The organism is Devosia naphthalenivorans (genome assembly GCF_003056355.1).
Taxonomy (GTDB): domain Bacteria; phylum Pseudomonadota; class Alphaproteobacteria; order Rhizobiales; family Devosiaceae; genus Devosia; species Devosia naphthalenivorans.
On sequence record NZ_PYVW01000008.1, the window covers coordinates 147,387 to 167,588 of the forward strand.

17 protein-coding genes are annotated in these 20,202 nt (G+C 58.6%); 10 read left to right on the forward strand and 7 right to left on the reverse strand.

Annotation, left to right across the window (positions count from 1 at the left end):
- Positions 1 to 37: 37 nt before the first annotated feature.
- The 6 genes from C8264_RS12150 to C8264_RS12175 all read right to left on the reverse strand — a co-directional run bounded on the left by C8264_RS12150 (position 38) and on the right by C8264_RS12175 (position 9,253).
- Complete coding sequence (locus tag C8264_RS12150) at positions 38 to 1,900, reverse strand: TniQ family protein (RefSeq protein ID WP_108461245.1); 1,863 nt, start codon at positions 1,898 to 1,900, stop codon at positions 38 to 40.
- A gap of 43 nt (positions 1,901 to 1,943) precedes the next feature.
- Positions 1,944 to 3,014 (reverse strand): hypothetical protein, encoded by a 1,071-nt coding sequence (locus C8264_RS12155; protein ID WP_108461246.1) that lies wholly within the window; start codon positions 3,012 to 3,014, stop codon positions 1,944 to 1,946.
- Positions 3,007 to 5,334, reverse strand: coding sequence for a Mu transposase C-terminal domain-containing protein (locus C8264_RS12160; RefSeq protein WP_108461247.1), 2,328 nt, complete (start codon positions 5,332 to 5,334; stop codon positions 3,007 to 3,009). The genes C8264_RS12155 and C8264_RS12160 overlap by 8 nt, the downstream gene beginning before the upstream one ends.
- The gene (locus tag C8264_RS12165) at positions 5,331 to 6,131 is read right to left on the reverse strand and encodes a hypothetical protein (RefSeq protein WP_162783605.1); all 801 of its coding nucleotides are present in this window, start codon (positions 6,129 to 6,131) and stop codon (positions 5,331 to 5,333) included. Before C8264_RS12165 ends, C8264_RS12160 begins: the two co-directional genes overlap by 4 nt.
- A 464-nt stretch (positions 6,132 to 6,595) precedes the next feature.
- Entirely contained in the window at positions 6,596 to 8,548 is a 1,953-nt protein-coding gene (locus C8264_RS12170) for an AAA family ATPase (RefSeq protein WP_162783606.1), read from the reverse strand.
- A 72-nt stretch (positions 8,549 to 8,620) separates the two neighbouring features.
- Positions 8,621 to 9,253 (reverse strand): hypothetical protein, encoded by a 633-nt coding sequence (locus tag C8264_RS12175; RefSeq protein ID WP_162783607.1) that lies wholly within the window; start codon positions 9,251 to 9,253, stop codon positions 8,621 to 8,623.
- A gap of 251 nt (positions 9,254 to 9,504) precedes the next feature.
- Between C8264_RS12175 and C8264_RS12180 the strand changes: the two genes are divergently transcribed.
- The 5 genes from C8264_RS12180 to phnE (C8264_RS12200) all read left to right on the forward strand — a co-directional run bounded on the left by C8264_RS12180 (position 9,505) and on the right by phnE (C8264_RS12200) (position 14,053).
- The gene (locus C8264_RS12180) at positions 9,505 to 9,741 is read left to right on the forward strand and encodes a helix-turn-helix transcriptional regulator (protein WP_281261446.1); all 237 of its coding nucleotides are present in this window, start codon (positions 9,505 to 9,507) and stop codon (positions 9,739 to 9,741) included.
- 123 nt (positions 9,742 to 9,864) lie between these two features.
- A complete protein-coding gene (gene phnC, locus C8264_RS12185) occupies positions 9,865 to 10,680 on the forward strand; it encodes a phosphonate ABC transporter ATP-binding protein (RefSeq protein ID WP_108461251.1) in 816 nt (271 codons plus the stop codon).
- Between the two features lie 81 nt (positions 10,681 to 10,761).
- Positions 10,762 to 11,670, forward strand: a complete 909-nt coding sequence (gene phnD / locus C8264_RS12190; RefSeq protein WP_108461252.1) for a phosphonate ABC transporter substrate-binding protein — start codon at positions 10,762 to 10,764, stop codon at positions 11,668 to 11,670.
- 58 nt (positions 11,671 to 11,728) lie between these two features.
- The gene (gene phnE / locus C8264_RS12195) at positions 11,729 to 12,697 is read left to right on the forward strand and encodes a phosphonate ABC transporter, permease protein PhnE (RefSeq protein ID WP_162783608.1); all 969 of its coding nucleotides are present in this window, start codon (positions 11,729 to 11,731) and stop codon (positions 12,695 to 12,697) included.
- A gap of 9 nt (positions 12,698 to 12,706) precedes the next feature.
- Positions 12,707 to 14,053: a phosphonate ABC transporter, permease protein PhnE gene (gene phnE, locus C8264_RS12200; protein WP_108461253.1), complete on the forward strand. Its 1,347-nt coding sequence runs from the start codon at positions 12,707 to 12,709 to the stop codon at positions 14,051 to 14,053.
- A gap of 48 nt (positions 14,054 to 14,101) precedes the next feature.
- On the opposite strand, the gene C8264_RS12205 is transcribed toward phnE (C8264_RS12200), so the two are convergent.
- The gene (locus C8264_RS12205) at positions 14,102 to 14,782 is read right to left on the reverse strand and encodes a response regulator transcription factor (protein ID WP_108461254.1); all 681 of its coding nucleotides are present in this window, start codon (positions 14,780 to 14,782) and stop codon (positions 14,102 to 14,104) included.
- Between the two features lie 234 nt (positions 14,783 to 15,016).
- Between C8264_RS12205 and C8264_RS12210 the strand changes: the two genes are divergently transcribed.
- The 5 genes from C8264_RS12210 to phoU form a co-directional block, all read left to right on the forward strand.
- A complete protein-coding gene (locus C8264_RS12210) occupies positions 15,017 to 16,054 on the forward strand; it encodes a substrate-binding domain-containing protein (protein ID WP_108461255.1) in 1,038 nt (345 codons plus the stop codon).
- A gap of 58 nt (positions 16,055 to 16,112) precedes the next feature.
- Positions 16,113 to 17,492 (forward strand): phosphate ABC transporter permease subunit PstC, encoded by a 1,380-nt coding sequence (pstC, locus tag C8264_RS12215; protein ID WP_108461256.1) that lies wholly within the window; start codon positions 16,113 to 16,115, stop codon positions 17,490 to 17,492.
- A 7-nt stretch (positions 17,493 to 17,499) separates the two neighbouring features.
- On the forward strand, positions 17,500 to 18,780 hold the full coding sequence (pstA, locus tag C8264_RS12220; protein ID WP_108461257.1) for a phosphate ABC transporter permease PstA: 1,281 nt from the start codon (positions 17,500 to 17,502) through the stop codon (positions 18,778 to 18,780).
- Between the two features lie 97 nt (positions 18,781 to 18,877).
- Positions 18,878 to 19,660: a phosphate ABC transporter ATP-binding protein PstB gene (gene pstB, locus C8264_RS12225; RefSeq protein WP_245893132.1), complete on the forward strand. Its 783-nt coding sequence runs from the start codon at positions 18,878 to 18,880 to the stop codon at positions 19,658 to 19,660.
- Between the two features lie 17 nt (positions 19,661 to 19,677).
- Positions 19,678 to 20,202: phosphate signaling complex protein PhoU (phoU, locus tag C8264_RS12230; RefSeq protein WP_108461258.1), on the forward strand; the 525-nt coding region annotated here is incomplete at its 3' end.

A 20,202-nucleotide genomic window follows, 5' to 3' on the forward strand; every position in this document is an offset into this window, starting at 1 on the left:
ACGGGACGGCCTGCTGAATTGCCTGCTGGTGTGCGGCTTAGCTTAGATGTTTGGCGACTTCATCAAGAACGCCACGCCGATAGAAAGTCGCCGTACAATTTGGGGCAGAACGAGCGCCAAGATCCACGGCCGGCGAGTAGCCGAATTTTGCCAGCTTCACGGCATTGTCGGCGACCGCTCCATAGCGCTTCACGAACTCTCCCAAGCTTGCAAACCGAGACATGAACTCTTTCACTTCCGCTTGCTCCACGCGAAAGGCAAAACGACAGCCGTTCACCTTCGCCTTGTCATGGAGGTTGGTGAGGTATCCAGCTTCGATCATCCGGCGCACTGACATCTCGTTGACCAGCATCATCTTGCCGGCCTCTTCCGCCGAGATGGGGTTCGGAGACATATAAAAAAGACGGTATGCCTCATCGATATCAATGTGGATTGAACCCATGGGTGGTTTGTTCGCAAGGTATTCTACCGATAGCTCACCTCGTGCGATGAACTCGAAGAACTTAGGTCTCTGGGAGCGTATCCGATTGACAGCTGTAAACAGCGAGACCCGCCCTGGGCTGGGAGCCTCAACGGCCTTCCACCCGAGGTAAAAGTCGGCAAGGAATGCTTCCACCCGGGGCAGCGAAAACAAGGTCGTATACTGTTCAAGCTGGGGATCACGCTCGTCCTGAAGCAATCCGCAGTCTAACAGTTCCCGCACAGCGTCCCACTTCACTCCGGTCATCACAGCGACTTGGTTCATAGGAATGAGCGGGACGCGATCCTGAAAGAGCTCGTCGGCCATCGTGGCATCGATCAGAACCTTGCCCTCTTTCAATGACCCGGCGACCACAAGACCAGGAGTGTTTTCCAAGAACAGTTCCATGACCCGCGGCGGCATAGGATATGCCCGGGAGGCGGTAGGCAGGGTATGCAGGTAACGCTTGTTACATACTACATCCAGAAAGGTGTCTCCCTCCGCGTAAGGGAATACCTTGAAGGCAGCTCCTGCAATTAAGTCTGCCATGGCCTCGCCTTCTCCAGTGCCAAACATGGACCGCAGGTTCTTGATCAGGTTAGGGATTGCTCGTGCGGCTAGGTCATATTTCGTCCACGTTGCACCCCGCAGGTGCTTAAGCACCGGGATCAATGACGCTTCTCCGTTCTTGACCGCATCAAAGCCAGCTTCCATGCACAGGCGATCATCTTCAGCGGCAGCTTTGTTCTCAGCCTCCGCAGTTAGAATGTCTGCGCCCAGTGCCCGGCAGGCCTTTGCCAGCGTAACCAGTGAAAACGGCGCCAGTGCCGGCGCCCTTGAGGGACGATCCAGAACGCGGTTCAGACATTCGTCTTCAAAAGCTGTAGGGGAGCGATAAACTAGCGGTTGCTCCTCGATAGCGTCGAGGAGTTGGTTCACCCCTTTAGCGGGATCCACCCATTCGTCGTGTGTGGTGGGACGCCGCACCTCGACCAGAGCCACATTGTGCTTGTCACATGTCTGAATGTACCCAACAAGATGCTCGGCCCGCGTGTAAACAGCCACCTCCTGTGGCACACCTTCATCTGCAGCTTCGATGTCTTCAAGCATGCACAAGGGACACCCCCGCAAAACCTTCTTCGGGGAATGCATGCTGCCGAGCAGTTCGCCGTTGAGGGTAAAGAACCGTTCAGAAACCCGCGTTGGGCTCCAGCGGCGGAGCTCGTTTGCGTCGACATTGCATAGAACTGCAAGCTGTGTGATCGCCGCAACTTTGCCTTGGGCAACCTCTGTCACAGAGATTCCATAGTCGAGGCAAAAGTCCCGCGGGTTCGAGCAACCTTGGTGCACCGCATTGCGGGCCAGGAAAGGCAAAGCGGGTTCACGAGGCTTGTGAGCCAGTGCGTGTTTGAGGGGAACAATTTCAGAGAGGGCGGTCATGGCTGTGATCCTGGTGGCGTGTTGGGATGATGGATTTCGGCAATCAGGCGCTGTCGCGGGGCCGATGTTTGGCTTCCTCAAAGGTGCGAGGAGCGATCCGGGTCGTGTCGATGTTGGCCCAATGCGGGGAGTTCAAGGGGTTTGCATCGACGCCGCAGCTCGTCCAAGCCGCATAAGTGTTCTCGAAGTCGCTGGCCTTCAGGCCTTTGGAACTGGGTCGCACGGCGGCGAGTGCGCACGCTTCGCGGGCCAGCACAATAGCGTGTCCGTAGGCGTAGCCCGATGCATGTACGATCCGGCGGGCCAAGTCGGCAGCGAAGAGATCGTTGACGATGTGAATGCCCAAGGTGATGCAATACTTTTGGACAGTATCAATGATGAAGGTGTCGTCAGACATCGTGAGATCGGGAAGACGCACACGGCTGAACTTCCCAAATGCCTCCTCACGGACACGGCGCCGCTTGTCGATCGGATCTTCCATGTCCAGGGAAGTCAGCATGACTTCCGAGCCTGCCAACGCCAAGGGCGTTGACCAGTCCGGGTTCGACATGATGGCGATCATCTGTTCCCAGAACATGTGGGTTTCTGCGCGATATCCTTTGACTGAATGGCGGTCGGGATTGAGCAGCCGGTGCATGCGATCAATGGCGAACACCGTCAGTTGCGCATTCGTCATCTTGGAAAGCACCTTGCGATTGGCTTCGCGATTGTCCGGTTCCCGAACCATCTTGCCACCACCGACCCAATTGATGATGTCCCGTGACATGGCTGCCGTGGTGCCGTAGTCAGGCGCGTCCATCATTGTGGTCTTGGGGTCGATGAAGTGGCCATCGCCGAGGTCCACTGGTTTCAGGGCGCCCAAGGCAGTCTGCAACGAACGGGTGATGGTGGAGCCCGACCGACCGAAAATGATCACACCTTTAACCGGAGCTCGGTTGCTGGGAGACCATGGCTGGGTCGAGTCATAACGCGTCCTGATCTGCGTTTGCACACGTTCAAGTTCCGTTTTGACCAAATCCACGGCCGGAATTTCCAGTTGGATGTCTTCAAGTAGATCGCACTTCGCCCGCCAAGCATTCGTCGCCCGCAGCGCCCGGAAATCGACTTCACTCATCATGATCCTCCTGTGGTTTGAACCGGCGGCTGACCTTGGGGGCCGGGGTTACTGGAGCAACCGAAGGAATTGCGAGCGGGGTCGTCAGCGAGCCGTCCGGAAGCATCGGCCGGGCTGAATTATCCTCGTCCTCTTTTTTTCGGGGATCGTCGTCAGGATCCAGAAGAGGCTCGTAGTATTCGTCAGCAACATCATCATCTTCTTCGCCCGACGTGTCAGGTGCAGGCAAAGCCAGAGGAGCGCTAGAGCCAGTTACCGGTGTGCCGCGCCCCAAACCTCCTTGAGTAATGGACAGGGGATGGCGGTAGGCGTCCGGGCTAGGCCGATAAACGACACGGATACCCATAGACCGTTCGGCCTTGTCCAATGCATCGCTGTCATAACCCGTGTCCAGCAGACCGGCTTCAACACGTGCCTTTGCACCTAAATCAGCAATATCCCGCATCGCTTCAGCAACAATGGGCCAAAGCACGTCCGCCTCGGCGCCGTGCTTGCGCTCAAGTTCCCGGTAAGTCTGCAGCAACCGGGTAACGCCGACATTCTGCAATTCCGGAGGACCAAGAACCGTGTGGAATTGGTTGTTGTGGATGACGCTGATGGCCCCAAGGTTAGCCGGGTCAACCAGGAACTCGATTTCCTGCTTTCCGCCATCCCTTAAAAGGTCAGCCAGCCAATTCGCCCGATACTCCACGTTCATGTAACGAATGCCCGCCGGAGTGAGGGTTCTGGTTACCCGGATGGCGAAGGCGCAGCGGATCTCGTCGGACGTCAAGACATCGGGGCAACCGGTGGTGGCCAATGCCGAATTGAAGTAGTTGATGGGCGGCTGTTTCCAAAGGGCGGAGTGGCCCCGCAGATGGTAGATGTCGTTGATGTAGCGAAAGAACGCATTTCCGAAATCTTCCAAAATCAACGAAGCGCGGGCCTCGTGGTCGTATTCACCACGTTCAACGACGTTGCTGAACGCACGGCCCGTGAAATAGCTGAGCAATTGGCTGCCGACCGTGCGGAAAAACCGTTCCAAAGGTCCGCGGTAATTGGGTCGTCCGACAATGCCTACGGCAACATCGCCCGTGATTGACAAAGCGGAGAGTGCGAAGGCTCCATCAATGAAGGCCGGGCCCGAGTCAGTCCTGATCGCTGCAACACCGATCTGCCGTGGCGGAGGATGCTTGCAGCCAGCCATTTCGGCGTAGTCAGACCGATCGCTCACAACCATGCGCAGGACGCGACGGGCAAGCTCGCTGCTCTCCGCCAATCCGAACGCCATTCCGAGGATGACACGGGATGCGATATCCATCGCGACGCACACCCAAACACGCTCTTTGACAGATTCAATAGTGCGGCGATCATGGCGATTGAACTTCATCCAGGCACCACAGTGCTTCAGGATGACAACGATGTCAGTCTTCCAAGCGTCTATGTAGACCATCTCGCCGGCCATGGTGTAGCGAGGCCCTTCGCTGAACATGCCTCGGCTTTCCCGCATGACCTTCAGCCCGTACCGGGATCCGATCATCCTGGCATCTGGAAAAGTTTTGATGATTTTTGCGACGGTCTGCTCGTGTGGAGCCTTCACACCATCGGGCAACCGAGCAGCGATATACCGAGTGAGTTCAGCAACAGTACAGCGGCCCTCGTCCGCATAATGTTGACGGATGATCAGCTCGACCCTTGTGACGAGATCCGTCGATAAACGCTTGCCGCCGTAAATGCAGTTGTCGAAATTGGGCCGGAACTGGGTGGGGCGGAAATTGGGCAGGATATAGATCAGATGGTCTGCCTTGAGCGAGGAGCAACTGGGGACACCTACGTCTCCAGTCGGCTGGCCACGGCGCACCTTGCGCTTCTTCCCGGACTGCTTCTCTTTTTCGACCGTGGCATGGTCAAAAAACGCCTTCATCTCTTCGAGCCACACCGGATAGTTCACCTGAACCCAAGGATCGACGGACTCCTTGTACTTCTTGACTTCCCCGGCGGTGTAGGCAGCATGGAATAACCGCATCCAGATCAGCTTGCCGACAATGAAGTACTGCTCCGCCGGGGTGCAGGTTGAAATCATCTTGTAGGGGCTGTCCTTAGCGGCAGGTGTGCCGTCGAGGTTGAAATGGCCTTCCTCGAGCACCAGCTCTCCGGAGTCCAAAAGTCCCTGGATGTCATCGAACTTCAGCTTTCGTACGGTTCCATGACCGTCTGAACATTCAAGCCGGTAGGCGTCCTTGAAGGTCTCAACGATGCGAAACCGATGCGGTCCCCAGACCACACGCGCAAGAACTGACAGTTCCTTGGATGTCGGCTGGACAGGAGGGAGGATTCTCATGCCGCCGCCTTGGAAGCTGATTTGGCCTTAGGAGCAGGTGGCTTGTACAGTTGCAGTGCGACGCTGACCTCAACCCGGCGTTCAGCGTCCAGGTCATGCCCCACCTCGCCAGAGTACTGAACAAGCCCACCGGGCTCGATCATGTCGTTGCTTAGATGCGTCAAGGTGCCGTAGAAAATTGCCCGGACAATCGGGCGAAAGGCAATTGAACCGCCTCCCAGGCGTTCGGACAGCTCACCTACCGTAATTGGATCAGTCAGTTCTGGAGCCAGAAGGCGCAGTTGGTCATCGACACTGGTGCGGCGTTCGGTGCGCACCTTGCGAAATAGGCGTGCCTTTCGAATCTGCCACTCTGGCATCTGTTCGTCAGTAAGCGGACGAAGTTCGTCCGCAACCTCTGTGGAGATCTGAGTGGCCAGGAGATCAACAAAGGCATCGAGGTCCATTGACTCGGCCTTGTCGGCAACCTTGACCACCCCGCCATAGTTGTAGTCGTCATCGCGTGTTGCCCGCAGGTCGAGGATATGGTCCCGCTCCGTCCCTTCCCGATCAGTGTATGAGAAACGAACCGCCTGGGACCGCACCTTCTTGATTGAGCGGTCAGCATAGAGGCACATGACAGCATTATGTTCAGTGCCACTTTCGGTGTGGATCACCGAGTTGGTGGTCGGACAAACGATCTTGCCGATCTGCGATCCCTTCGAGCGGATCGGAGGCGTACGCACACCCTCGCTCGCGTAAAGGGGGGTGACGACTACATGGTCAGGACTCGGCTGTTGTGGGTAAGTTTCGGTCATGGCTTCGCTCGGCGGCCACGAGTTGGACTTGACGGGAACAGCGTTCCCGCCTAGCGTCCATGTCGTGCGCGGACTTTCATCAGTTGTGGGCACATGGGCGTCGGACGGCAATCCGACGTCTAAAAGGGCACGCTTCTGGCGTGTCCTTTTCTATTTCTGGGGTTCTAAGGCGGCATAACAGGCCCTCCGATTTTTCGCCTTTGACCACAACAAGCCGGGGCGATCAAGATCTAAGACGTTGTTAATGCTCACGTTTCTTTCCTAGTAGCCGGCTCCAAAAACGCACCGGCCGGATCATATCAGAGAGTACCGGCTCCTCGATCAATCGGTATAATATCAGACCGAAGCGCAGCCTCAGCTTTTGCCGGTTCCGAAAACGCACCAATTGGGTCGAGTCAGTTATTGCGACGTATAGATTCAGTTAACCAGCCCGGCAGCTTTCTGATCTCCCCCTCTTTTTCGCGTCAATGCACTGCCCGTGGTGAGCCCACCACACCGATGATCGACTTGACTTGGTGCGCATCAAGGGACTTGCGGGCGATCAACTCGCCGGCAAGAGCAGAGATGACGTGGCGTTGTTCCTCAAAGGTAACCCGCACCCGTTCTGCAATGCGCTTGAGGTCGACGTCGATCATCTGCAGGAAACCGTGGTCCATGTAGAGCATGCCGTCCAAGCGACTGGCGTCACCTCTGTATGCCAACATGTCGCCTAAACCGAAGCTCGCATGCATTTGGGCAAGCAGACGTGTGGCCAAGGCTAAATCCGAGGTTTCGGATCCCCCTGCCCCTGTTGAGGCCGAGCCAAGGAACACCTCTTCCGCAACTCGGCCTGCGAGCAGGATCGCCGCTTCGTTCTCCATTGTTTCGCTGGTCTGCAAAGGGCTGAGGGGGGCAAAGCGTACCCGACCGCCCGATACCACGCCGGTAGTTGGATTGGTGCTGAACAACAGATCGACCCGCTGGAGGCGGTCACCCGCGAGCACGGCACCGAGGTAGGCATGCCCAGCCTCATGAATGGCCATGCGCATCAAATCGGCCTGGTCGATTTGATATGGAGGCAGCAGAGCATTTTCGAGGTCTGCCATCTGCATTGGTCGATTCTCCCGACGCGCGCGGCGCCGAGCCGCCCGAACGCCTTCCATGATCGTTGCACCGGTCATTCCTGAGGCCTCCGCAGCGAGGCACAATGGACCGAGTTCCGCTTCACAGAGGTTGCCATCAAGATGCTGACGCAAGATACGCTCCACACCCACAGCATCAGGGGGTCCGACGTAGATTGCTCTTTCAAGCCTGCCGCCGCGCAGCAAAGCCGGGTTGATGTCTTGGAGCCTGTTGGTGGCCCCCACCACCACCACGCCCTCGCGATTGGATACCGCCGAATCCAGCAGGGTATAAAAGTCGAGAATTACCGGCATCCAGTAATCCTTGTTACGGGATCCAACCGTATCGACGTTTGGCAAGCTATTGATTTCGTCCAGGAAAAGGATGCAAGGCGCTTGCGCACGAGCGCGTTCGAACAGCTGGCGCTGTGCCTTGATCACCGAGTCCAAATACCCGGAAGATGTAGCGAACAGTTCCGCCACCGACGCGACAATGGTGGGGACACCGCAGGCCTTCCCCAACAGCCGAGCCAGCGTGGTCTTACCCGTACCGGTCGGCCCATGCAGCACAACGCCGCGATCGCAATCCTTCCAGCCAATCTTCCCCGCCTTGAAATCCTGAATGTCCTGGGCCAGGTCCAAAGCCCAAGTCCTGGCCTCACCAAACTCTACACAGTCGAAAAGCTCGGGAAGGGTACCGTCGTCGTTCACCGCCGAATTGCGGCGCTGCAAGGCTTCGCGAATGCTGGTGACGATTGCACCGGCTTTCTGACCGATCGGAATCAAGGATGCGAGTTCCTCGAAGTCGAGGGTTTGAACGGCAAGCGCCTCCTCCATCCGTGGAATAGAACCCGTTGCACAACGGCGCAGGACCTGCCGCAATTCCTTTTGGCTGAGCGGGCTCACAACGATCGTTTGGCCGGCGGCCGAAACAAGCGTCTGAGGGAGGCGGCGTGACGGTTCATGGGAGATACCAACCACGATCTTGCCGGCTGACAATCGCCGGGCAATGGTCGAATTCTTGTCCGCGAAGGCCTGGGCGTTACCCGTCTTGGGCACCTCAGTGCCTTGAACGAGAAGTGTTCCCTTCGGCGTCATCTCCTCAATTGCCTCAGCCACTGGAGCTACCCACTGGGCAGAAGGAACGCAGACGATGAGGGCCAGAGGCTTGCCGGCCTTCAGATCGCGGAACAATGCGGAGGGGATTGCCCGGGAAAGGGCAACATCCACGATGCTGTCCCGAACATCCGGCACGTCCGGCACCTTCTCCAAGTGCTCGTCCTGGTCGTCCGGAAATTCATCAAGGTTCAATGACATTTTAGGTTTCCTTAGGGCGGCCGTATCCATGCGCGGAAGCGCACGATCGGCTAAATGACAGGGAAGGTGGTGTTAGGTGCGGGAAGCTGCGGGTAGCTTGACCAAGGAATGGGGGCCGATTGGCACATCCAGGTCCATATTGACAATGCCCTTGGCAGCCAGGTTCAGAATGGCACCATAGGGATCATTGCCATGAAACAGAGTGGCGCAATCGCTGAGGCTGCAGTCACCGAATTCGATGAGGCAGGCTAAGAGAGCCATGCGCTCGGTCGCAGTGGCTTCAACATTGCGCGAACCGTCGATCAGAGTGGCATTCTCCAGACGGGGTTGTTTCTGAACTGCATTCTCCGGCACCAGCACACAGCGGTGTCCCGCATCAATGGCTGCGGACTTGAGGGCGTGAATGCGGGCCATGGTATCTGGGCGGTGCCAGTGCCGCATCGGAACGCCGATGAGCGTGAAATTCCGGGAGCACATGGCGACAGACGTGATCACCAGATCCGACCACTTGAAGCCGGACTGGAGGGCCATCGAGCTGATGGTGTCGTTTCCGCCGGAATGATCCATGCCCGGCTGCATACGGATCAAGGCAAGGAGGTTCTTGCGAAAGCGGGTGTGTTCCCGGCCATGGCGCGCGACGCGGGTTTGACGACAACAATCTACACGGGCATTGCTGTCTTCAGAAACTAAGGCTTGTACCAACATGGGAAATCCTTCCGCCCGAAGGCGGTTCGATAGAGTTGAGGTGACTGATTGATTTTGTTGCGTCACCGGAACTCTGTCCCAGGTGCGGATCGGTGCGAACACCAGGTGAGCGGACTGCGCTCAGGCGGGCAATTATGTGCCGGCAGCGATTCCCTTGCATGATCTGTGGAAAAGATCAACCGAAATTACCCAAAATGCGTATTTTGGCGTTATCATGGTTAACGCCTGGTTCTCAAGCCTGAGGATGCTCGTTGAATAATCCTGATATACATCCCGCTCAGATCCGAGCGGCACGGGCGCTCCTGAACATGACGCAGGAGGAACTAGCTATAAAAGCCGGAGTGACTCGCAAAACCCTGTCACGCCTTGAGAAAAGCAACTTGCCCATACGCGACAGCACCACCGAGGCCGCACTTGCCGTCCTCGAAGCAGCCGGGGTCCGGTTCTTTTCGCAGGGCGGGCGCCATGGCGTCTCTGCTGATCGGTAGACTGTGATTTCTGAATTCCGGCGGAAATCACGCTTCGGCTGTCATCCAATCGTCAACCCTATGTTGTGAAAGCGTCATCGGCCATCCATAGGGATGCAACCCGACTTAAGGTCGGGGAACGAGATGCTCAAGATATCCGGTGTTTACAGGCGCTTCGGCAATAAGGTTGCCGTCAGCGACGTCAATCTCGAAATCCCGCAAGGGCAGATGGTTGGCATCATCGGCCGCTCTGGTGCCGGAAAGTCGACGCTATTGCGCATGATCAACCGGCTCGCCGATGTTTCCGGCGGCTACATCGAGCATGACGGCGTGCGCACCTCCGAGTTGCGTGGCCAATCGCTCCGCATGTGGCAGCGCGACTGCGCCATGATCTTCCAGCAGTTCAACCTGGTGCCGCGACTCGACGTCATCACCAATGTAATGCTGGGGCGCTTGAACGGCCGCAACCCCGTGCTGAACCTGCTGCAGATATTCTCGGTCGACGAGCAGCTCCAAGCACTTAAGGCGCTTGAGCGACTGGACATCGCTTCTACGGCTATGCAGTGGGCCCAAACGCTTTCGGGCGGCCAGCAACAGCGGGTGGCCATTGCCCGTGCATTGATGCAGAACCCCAAGATGATCCTTGCTGACGAACCGATCGCCAGCCTCGACCCGCGCAATGCGCAAATCGTGATGGACAGCCTGCGGGATATCAATTCCGACGGCATCACCGTCATCACCAATCTGCACACGCTCGATACTGCCCGCGCATATTGCGAGCGCATTATCGGCATGTCGGCAGGCAAGGTCGTTTTCGACGGGACCCCGGATGAGCTCACGACGGACGTCGCCCGCACTATCTATGGTGCCGATGGCCTGAAGGAAGCGTTCTCTGAGGCCATGACATCGACCTCGATCGCTCCGATCACCCCGCCCCTGGTTACCGCCCAAGCTATCTGAGTCTTTCTTGCGTTCCCCGGCCGGCCTTCCGTCGCGATGGGCCGACCTGCCGATATCCTCGCGTCACCAAAGGAGATTCCCATGACCGCGATCCGTACCGCTCTGCTGGCCGGCGTTGCCAGTTTCGCTCTCATCACAGGCGCCGTCGCCCAGGACAACGTCCTGCGCATCGGTCTGCTCGGAGGCGAAAACGAAGCCGACCGCCTGCGTGACAACCAGTGCCTTGTCGACCTCATGAAGTCTGAACTTGGCTTCTCTGACGTTCAGCTGTTCCCCGCCGCCGATTACAACGGCGTCATCCAAGGATTGTTGGGCGGTACCCTCGACTATGCCGAACTGGGCGCTTCCGCCTATGCCGCGGTATACCTCCAGGATCCAGAAGCTGTGGAGCCAATCCTCACCACCGAACAGACGGACGGCGCCACCGGCTACTACTCGATTATGTTGGCCCGCAAGGACTCTGGCATCACCTCGCTGGAGGACATGAAGGACAAGAAGCTCGGATTTGCAGATCCGGACTCAACTTCCGGCTACCTGATCCCCGTCGTCGCCCTCCCTAACGACCTCGGCATGCCGGTGGAGGAATACTTCTCTGAGACAGGTTTCGGTGGCGGCCATGAGAACCTTGTTCTCGCCGTCCTTGACGAGCAGTTCGACGCCGGCGTGACCTGGGGTTCGGGTGTCGGTGATTTCTCCGAGGGCTACACCTCCGGCAACATCCGCTCCATGGTCGACAAGGGCATGCTGGACATGGAAGACGTCGTGGAGATCTGGAAGTCCCCGCTGATCCCCAACGGCCCGATCGTCGTTCGCTCTGGCCTCGACCAGGAAACCAAGGACAATATCGAGTCCTTCCTCAAGGCCCTTCCGGAAACCAATTACGACTGCTTCCGTGCCGCTCAGGCTGGCGACTACAACGGCTACGTCGAAGTGGACTCCGAATTCTACAAACCAGTGATCGACGCACGCAAGGCGACAATCGGCGGCTAAGCCAAATGGCGGCCGGTTCCCTCCTAGGGGCCGGCCGCTGTCCCTGATGGAGATGATCATGGCAGACATTACGAACGACGGCCGCGAACTCAGTGCGGCCACTGCCGCGATACACCGCCACTACCGCCAATTGTTGGCCACCAAGCGACTGTATTCTGCCCTGGCGGTTGCCGGCATCGCCATAGTGCTGGTCCTGGCCCTGATCTTCGCCAACGACGCGAGCTCGGGAAAATTCGTCGATCGCATTCCTTATCTTTTCGACTTTATCAAGAACTTCGTTCCGGACGATCCGTTCGAGATCATCCGCGCCATGTTCGACCTCCCCTCCCCCTATGCGGATGGCTCCTTCAAGTACGACTACGAGGTTGGGCGGCACTACCTGTTCGGCACCGGCCTCTATGTCCCGGAATACTTCTTCGAGATGCTGGTGACGCTGAACATCGCCTTCATGTCCACACTGATAGGCGGTTTGTTCGCGTTTCTGCTGTGCTTCGTCGCCGCATCAAACTTGGGTGTCGCCGCTCCCGTGCGCTGGATTGTTCGCCGCATCCTTGAACTGATGCGCGCCTTTCCTGAGATCGTTCTGGCCGGCATGCTCGCTGCGGTGCTGTCCCTAGGACCGATCGCTGCAATCTTCGCAGTCTCGGTCCATACCGTTGGCGCTTTGGGAAAGATGTTTTTTGAAGTCGTCGAGAACGCCGACATGAAGCCCGATGACGGTTTGCGGGCGGTCGGCGCCAACTGGTTCGAGCGGGTGCGGTTTGCCATTGTGCCGCAAGTCATGCCCAACTTCGTGTCGTATTTCCTTCTGCGGACGGAAATCAACGTTCGTGCATCCACCATCATAGGTGCCGTGGGCGGTGGCGGCATCGGCGAGGTCTTCCGCCAGTCCATCGGCCGCGACCATGCGGCAAAGACCTATGCCATCGTCATCCTCCTGTTCCTGACCATCGTCGCCATCGACCAGCTCTCTGGCTGGCTGCGTCGACGCCTTGTCGGAAACGCCGCCTTCCAGTTCGGAGCTTAGGAGCCAACAATGTCCGCAATCGTCCTGACCGCCTCCGACCGGACCCGACTGCGCAGGTCCCACCCTAGCCTTTTTAACCCCGGGATATTCAAGCGCTGGGGTGGACTGATGCTGATCGCCGGAGCGCTAGCCTACCTTATCTATGGCTGGGCATTTTTTGATATCGGCCGCACCCTGAGCGATGGAAAATGGGAACGTGCAGGCATCTATATGGCTGACTGGATCAGCTGGGAGGCCCAGCCACGCTATCGCTTTCAGCCGGATGGTTCCCTGCAGATCGAGCACCAACGGTTCTCCCCTTTGGGAGAAAACCCCGACACCGACTGGATGACCACCCTTCCCGATGGCCGGGAAGAAGTGACATTTGGCAGCTCGGCCAATCGCGTGGAGATCGGGACAACGGACGTCGTGGCGGTTGTTGACGACGTTCCATATGAGATCGTTTTCGCCAATGAAAACGCAGTCTTGCCCGTCAATGCCCCAGCAGCCTTCAGCGAGAAGAACGGCAGGGTAACGGTAAGTTTCGGATTTGCGGGCAGCGCGGAAATCCGGTCGACCCAGGTGTTGGTCCGTCGACGTTTCTTTGGTTGGGAGAACTTCGTTTTCGACACCACCTCGCCCTTCTGGGGCATGAGCCTGCCGGAGCTGTGGTCTACGATTGCATCAGGGCCTCAAATCGAACCCGACCAATCCAACTTGACCCTCGCCTGGCACGAGTTCCTCACCAATTCGGAGTGGCAGCATGGTGACGTGCTGAACAAACTCCTGCAAACGATAGTCATGGCGTTTGTCGGCACCCTGTTTGCAGCCACCCTCGCCTTCCCGCTGGCGTTCATCGCAGCTCGGAACGTAACCAATTCCAGGCCCATGAACTGGATCACCAAGCGATTCTTCGACTTCACCCGTTCGGTGGACATGCTTATCTGGGCGCTGGTGTTCACCCGTGGATTTGGACCTGGGCCGCTAGCGGGTATTGCAGCGATTTTCGTTACCGACACCGGCACGTTCGGCAAGCTCTACTCAGAAGCAATTGAGAACATAGACGATAAGCAGCGCGAGGGCGTGCGGTCGGTGGGAGCTTCCGCAGCGGATGTCAATCGCTTCGGTGTCGTACCGCAGATCGCACCCGTGGTTATCAGCCAGACCTTGTACTTCTGGGAAGCAAATATCCGCGGCGCAACCATCATCGGCGCAGTCGGGGCCGGAGGCATCGGCCTCAAACTGCTCGAGGCCATGCGCACCAACCAGGACTGGGAAAATGTCGCCTATATGGTGCTGTTGATCCTGATAGTCGTCTTCGTATTCGACAACATATCGAACGCACTCAGGACGCGGCTGATCGGGAAATCGCAATAGGGTCCGGCATCTATCAGCAAGTGCTGTGGCGTCGGGGCGCATCGATCCCTATGCCTCGATAACGTAGCCCTTGCCGCGAACTGCTTTGATCGACGGTGCGTTCCCGCCCACCGTTAAGGCTGATTTGAGCCGTTGGACCCGGACATCCACCGTTCGAATTCCGGCTTTGGGCGACGAAAAGGCCTCAAGCAGCACTTCCCGCGAGAGAACCTCGCCAGGCTTTCGCACGAGCAGTTCGAGCATGCGGAAATCGCTGGGCGTGAGGTGTATCCGATGTCCACGCCTAGTCACGACATGAGTTTCCCGGTCGAGTTCGATGTCCCCTACAACCGATCTTGCCGGGTATGCCCAAGGGTACCGCTCGCGAAGAAGAGGAGTGAGCCGCTGATTCAGCTCGGACTCCGAGATGGGGAGGCTGATGAGGGCGCTCACTCCAGCGCTCTTCGCCTGGTCCAGATCTTCATCCGCTACCGATCTGGCGTACATCACGACTGGAAGGAGAACCTTGGCTCTTCCATGGATGATGTCGGCAAGTTCAAGACCGCTGTAACCGTATTGATTCCAGTTCGCCAGCACAAGATGCACGGGCTCTGACGACGCAAGGGAATTCACCATGTTCTGTGGCGTCGAAGCCTGCGCAACCTTGAAACCGATACCTTCCAGGGAAACGGTCAGCAGGGCAGCCTCGGGGGCACCTGGCTCGACAAGAAGAATAGTAAGCTGCGTCATTCGTCACCTCAAAGGACACCGATATTGCATCCTCGTCACGGTTTTATGACAACGCCGAAAATCTACAGTATGTTGATTTGTCCCGCGTTTACAATGGCTTGAGCTGTCATATTACCTTCATTCGTGCGTTATAGAAGTGTCACACAACCTAAGTACGGTCCGGACGTCATAGGGCGATCACGGAAAGTTCCGGAAGGTCGACCGTGCTTGAAACGAATTCCGGAAGGGAAATCCATGAAGACCGCACTTTACGCCAGTGCCGCCGTAATCACGCTCGCTGCGTTGGGCACCACCGCCGCCTTCGCCCAGTCCCGCGACCAGATCCGCATCGTTGGTTCGTCGACCGTGTTCCCTTACACGCAGGCTGTCTCCGAGCAGTACGCAGCCATGACCGGCGGCGCGGCGCCAGTTGTTGAATCGACCGGCACCGGTGGCGGCATGCAGATTTTCTGCGGCGGCGTCGGCCCGGACCATCCTGATATCACTGGCGCTTCGCGTGCCATGAAGCAGTCGGAATTCGAGCTCTGCCAAACTAACGGCGTCGACTCGGTAACTGAAGTTCTGATCGGCTACGACGGTCTGTCGATCGCCCACTCCCAGCAGGGCCCAGACCTCGACTTGACCAAGGCGCAGATCTTCCAGGCCCTGGCAGCCCAGGTTGAAGTCGATGGCGAGATCGTCGACAACCCCTACAAGAACTGGTCCGATATCGACGCTTCCCTGCCGGACGCCGCGATCACTGTGTTCGGCCCTCCTCCAACCTCCGGCACGCGCGACGCCTTCGTCGAACTCGTTATGCTTGAAGGTTGCGCAACCTTCCCGGCCATTGAGGCTCTTGAAGAAGATGCCAAGGAAGAGACCTGCTCGCGCATGCGCCAGGACGGACCTTTCATTGAAGCCGGTGAGAACGACAACCTGATCGTGCAGCGCCTCAATGCTGACTCCAATGCCCTCGGCATCTTCGGCTATTCGTTCCTGTATGAAAACAGCGACACCCTCAAGGCAGTGGCAGTCGAAGGCGTCCTGCCGTCAACCGAGACCATCGCAGACGGTTCCTATGCCGTATCGCGTCCCCTCTACATCTACGTGAAGAACGCCCATAAGGGCGTGATCCCCGGCCTCGAGGAATTCGTCACCGAATACGTTTCGGAAGAATCCTTCGGTGAAGGCGGCTACCTCTCCGAGCGCGGCCTGATTCCGCTGAGCACGGAAGAGCGTGACGCAACCCGCACCGCAGTTGCCGAATCTACCGCAATGACCGCCGGTAACTAAGTTCCTGGGAGCCGGCCCGCCGGCTCCCTTTCCTTTTCTGTCTCTGCTGGAGGCTTCCTTGGTCGGCTACCTGCTCCTTGCCATCGTGGTATTCGCCCTTGTGGCCTTCTGGGTCGGCCGATCGGCCGGCGATCGGTTCGTCACCGCCGGCGGCGCATCCGTACACTCCTTGCCTGGCTATCATGGCGCCTTTGTCGCCGTTTGGGTCGGCATTCCCGCACTTGTATTGCTGCTGCTCTGGATCATGGCCCAAGGTCCGGTGATCGACGGCCTCCTGCTCGGCACGCTCCCTGCCACGCTGCTCGATGGCGCCAGCAATGCCGATCGCAGCCTGCTTCTCTCCGAGATCAAGAATGTTGCCGCAGGGCGCATTTTCGCCGAACCCACTCCTGAGATCGCTGCGGCAGCCCAGTCCTTGCTACGCTGGCAGCAGATCGCCGACTGGCTGATGGTGGTCGTCGTCATCGCCGTAATGCTGCTGGCCATGTTCTTCGCCTACTCGCGCCTCGCTCCGCGATTCCGGGCCCGTCACGGCGTCGAGCGTTTCACCACCTTCATCATGATCGCCTGCTCAGTGGCCGCTATCCTGACCACCATGGGTATCATCGCCTCGCTGGTCTACGAATCCATCGAGTTCTTCTCCATGGTACCAGTGCACGAGTTCCTATTCGGCCTTCGCTGGGAGCCGCAGATCGCCATCCGTGCCGACCAAGTCGCTGGGAACGGGGCATTCGGCGCAGTGCCGGTGTTTCTGGGCACGATCGTCATCGCCACCATCGCGATGCTGGTTGCTACCCCCATTGGGCTGTTCACAGCCATCTATCTTACCGAATACGCCAATGACCGCGTGCGCAATATTGTCAAGCCGATCATGGAGATCCTCGCTGGCGTGCCCACAGTTGTGTATGGCTTCTTTGCCGTGCTCACCGTGGCGCCAGCTATCCGTAGCGCGGGCAGCCTGATGGGCCTAGCTACTTCGCCTAACAGCGCCCTTGCTGCCGGCGGCGTGATGGGCATCATGATCATCCCTTTCATTTCCTCGCTGGCTGACGACGCCATCCGTTCCGTCCCGCGTTCGCTGCGTGATGGCTCCATGGCGATGGGCGCCACTCGAGCCGAGACCATGACCAAGGTGCTGTTGCCCGCCGCTCTGCCGGGTATCATGGGCGGCATCCTGCTGGCTCTGAGCCGTGCCATCGGCGAAACCATGATCGTCGTTATGGCCGCGGGCCTGATCGCCACGCTCAACATCAACCCGTTAGACTCGGTAACCACCGTAACCGTGCAGATCGTTACCCTGCTGATCGGCGATACGGCCTTCGACAATCCTAAAACTCTGGCCGCCTTCGCCCTGGGCCTGGTGCTCTTCCTGGTCACACTGGGGCTCAACGTCATCGCCCTGACCATCGTCCGCCGTTACCGCGAACAGTACGACTGAGACCATCATGTCCGAAGCAACCGTGTCGACTCGCCCCATCAGCCAAGATCGCATCCGTCTGCGCAATCGGCGCAATGCTGCGGATTTCCGCCTGCGGGCCTATGGCATCGCCGCCATCGGCACCGCCATCGGACTGCTGGCCATCCTGCTCTTCACCCTGGTGATTGGCGGCTACTCAGCATTCGTGCAAACCCATATCCGCGTCGACTTCCCCATCGCAGCGGAAAACGTCGATCCTGCCAATCCGGCCGAAGGCAATTGGCGAGCGGTGGTCAGCGATGCCATGGCGACCCTGCTGCCGGGCTCCCAGAGCCCCGCCGAAACACGCCAGATCGCCCAGATTCTCACCAGCAATACTCAGTTCTTCGTGCGCAATGCGGTCCTGGCCAATCCGGACGTCATAGGCGGCACACTTACGCTCGACGTTCCGGCGGCCGACATCTTCGACCAGCTAAACAAGGGCAACATCAGCCGCGACACGCCCGAGGCGAACCGTCGCGTCTCCGATCAGCAAATTGGCTGGTTCGACACCCTGGTCGAACAGGGTCGCATTTCAACGCCTTTCAACTGGGGCCTGTTCTTCAACGCGGACAGCCGCTTCCCCGAAATCGCCGGACTTGCCGGCGCCATCACGGGCTCCTTTTACGCCCTCCTGGTCTGCTTCGTCATCAGCTTCCCGGTCGGCATAGCCGCGGCGATTTATCTCGAAGAATTCGCCCCCAAGAATCGCTGGACGGACATCATTGAGGTCAACATCAATAACCTGGCGGCGGTGCCCTCTATCGTCTTCGGCCTGTTGGGTTTGGCGGTGTTCCTGCAGATCTTCGGGCTTCCGCGCTCGGCGCCACTTGTAGGCGGCCTTGTTCTGGCACTGATGACCCTGCCTACAATCATCATCGTCACTCGCAACGCTCTCAAAGCAGTACCCCCCTCCATCCGGGAGGCTGGCTATGGCATGGGCGCATCTCCCCAGCAGGTCATCTGGCATCATGTGCTGCCGCTCTCGCTTCCGGGCATCCTGACCGGCACCATCATCGGTCTCGCCCAGGCCTTGGGCGAAACTGCCCCACTGCTGCTTATCGGCATGAATGCCTTCATCACCAGCCCTCCCGGGGGCGTCATGGAAGCTTCAACTGCTCTGCCGACACAGATTTACATCTGGGCCGACAGCCCAGAACGTGGCTTCGTCTCCCGGACCTCTGCCGGCATTTTGGTGCTGCTTGGCTTCCTGCTCCTGATGAATGCCATCGCCATATTCCTGCGCCAGCGCCTTGAGCGGCGCTGGTAGGCCGCGGTCACCCGCAACCCCGAGCTTAGAAGGAACGTCGAAAATGGATATGGTCGCCGGCAAGGTAAAGATGACCCAGCAATCAGTGAACACCGCAATGGACCCGTCCGACATGCTTGAACGCCCCATTCGCTTGACCGCCCGCGACGTCACCGTCCACTATGGTGCCAAGCAGGCTCTGCACGGGATCTCCATCGACATCCCTGACCGCGCCGTCACCTCGTTCATCGGGCCCTCGGGCTGCGGCAAGTCGACCTTCCTGCGCTGCATCAATCGCATGAACGACACCATCGAAGGCGCCAAGGTCGGCGGCACGATCAAGCTGGATGGCGAAGACGTTTACGATCCCAATCTGGACGTCGTGGAACTCCGTGCCCGCATCGGCATGGTCTTCCAGAAGCCGAACCCCTTCCCCAAGTCGATCTACGAAAACGTCGCCTATGGTCCGCGCATCCATGGCCTGGCTCGCGGCAAGACCGATCTCGATGAGATCGTCGTCTCGTCGCTCCGCAAGGCAGGCCTTTTCGAAGAGGTCAAGGACCGGCTGAACGAACCCGGCACCGGCCTCTCCGGCGGCCAGCAGCAGCGTCTCTGCATTGCCCGCGCCATCGCTGTTGGCCCTGAGGTCATCCTGATGGACGAGCCCTGCTCCGCCCTCGACCCGATCGCTACCGCCATCATCGAGGAGCTGATCGACGAGCTGCGCGAGAACTACACCATAGTGATCGTCACCCACTCCATGCAGCAGGCGGCCCGCGTGTCGCAAAGGACCGCCTTCTTCCACCTGGGCAACCTGATCGAGGAAGGTGTCACCGAAGACATCTTCACCAACCCGGTCAACAAGCAGACCCAGGACTACATCATGGGCCGCATCGGCTAAGGCGAGGAAGTATCACAATGGCCACCGAACATATCGTCTCGTCCTACAATGACGAACTCGTCGCCCTCGGGCAGATGATCTCCGAAATGGGCGGTCAGGTGGAGGTTGCCATCGACAATGGCACCAAATCCCTGCTCAAGCTCGATCGCGAGCTTGCCGATCTCACCATTATCGCCGACCAGCGCATCGACGACATGCAGCGCAGGATCGACGACGTCGCTGTTTCCATGATCGCCCGCCGCCAGCCCATGGCATCGGACCTGCGGGCCATCGTCACGTCCATCCACGTGGCCTCCGATCTGGAGCGCGTCGGCGACATGGCCAAGCAGCTGGCGCGCCGCTCGCTCAAGCTCGAAGGCATGACGCTGCAGCCTACCTTCTACAATGGCGTCAAGAACATGACCGCGTTGGTGCAGCGCCAGATCAAGGAAGCGCTCGACGCCTATGCCAGCCGCGATGCGGCGGCCGCCATCGAGGTTTGCAATCGCGACGACGAAGTCGATGCCATGCATACCTCCCTGTTCCGCGAACTTCTGACCTAC

Excerpts from the sequence above, each read along its gene's own strand:
- C8264_RS12150 (WP_108461245.1), bottom strand. The coding sequence starts at position 1,900 with ATGACCGCCCTCTCTGAAATTGTTCCCCTCAAACACGCACTGGCTCAC.
- C8264_RS12155 (WP_108461246.1), bottom strand. The coding sequence starts at position 3,014 with ATGAGTGAAGTCGATTTCCGGGCGCTGCGGGCGACGAATGCTTGGCGG.
- C8264_RS12160 (WP_108461247.1), bottom strand. The coding sequence starts at position 5,334 with ATGAGAATCCTCCCTCCTGTCCAGCCGACATCCAAGGAACTGTCAGTT.
- C8264_RS12165 (WP_162783605.1), bottom strand. The coding sequence starts at position 6,131 with ATGACCGAAACTTACCCACAACAGCCGAGTCCTGACCATGTAGTCGTC.
- C8264_RS12170 (WP_162783606.1), bottom strand. The coding sequence starts at position 8,548 with ATGTCATTGAACCTTGATGAATTTCCGGACGACCAGGACGAGCACTTG.
- C8264_RS12175 (WP_162783607.1), bottom strand. The coding sequence starts at position 9,253 with ATGTTGGTACAAGCCTTAGTTTCTGAAGACAGCAATGCCCGTGTAGAT.
- phnC (WP_108461251.1), top strand. The coding sequence starts at position 9,865 with ATGCTCAAGATATCCGGTGTTTACAGGCGCTTCGGCAATAAGGTTGCC.
- phnD (WP_108461252.1), top strand. The coding sequence starts at position 10,762 with ATGACCGCGATCCGTACCGCTCTGCTGGCCGGCGTTGCCAGTTTCGCT.
- phnE (WP_162783608.1), top strand. The coding sequence starts at position 11,729 with ATGGCAGACATTACGAACGACGGCCGCGAACTCAGTGCGGCCACTGCC.
- phnE (WP_108461253.1), top strand. The coding sequence starts at position 12,707 with ATGTCCGCAATCGTCCTGACCGCCTCCGACCGGACCCGACTGCGCAGG.
- C8264_RS12205 (WP_108461254.1), bottom strand. The coding sequence starts at position 14,782 with ATGACGCAGCTTACTATTCTTCTTGTCGAGCCAGGTGCCCCCGAGGCT.
- C8264_RS12210 (WP_108461255.1), top strand. The coding sequence starts at position 15,017 with ATGAAGACCGCACTTTACGCCAGTGCCGCCGTAATCACGCTCGCTGCG.
- pstA (WP_108461257.1), top strand. The coding sequence starts at position 17,500 with ATGTCCGAAGCAACCGTGTCGACTCGCCCCATCAGCCAAGATCGCATC.
- pstB (WP_245893132.1), top strand. The coding sequence starts at position 18,878 with ATGGACCCGTCCGACATGCTTGAACGCCCCATTCGCTTGACCGCCCGC.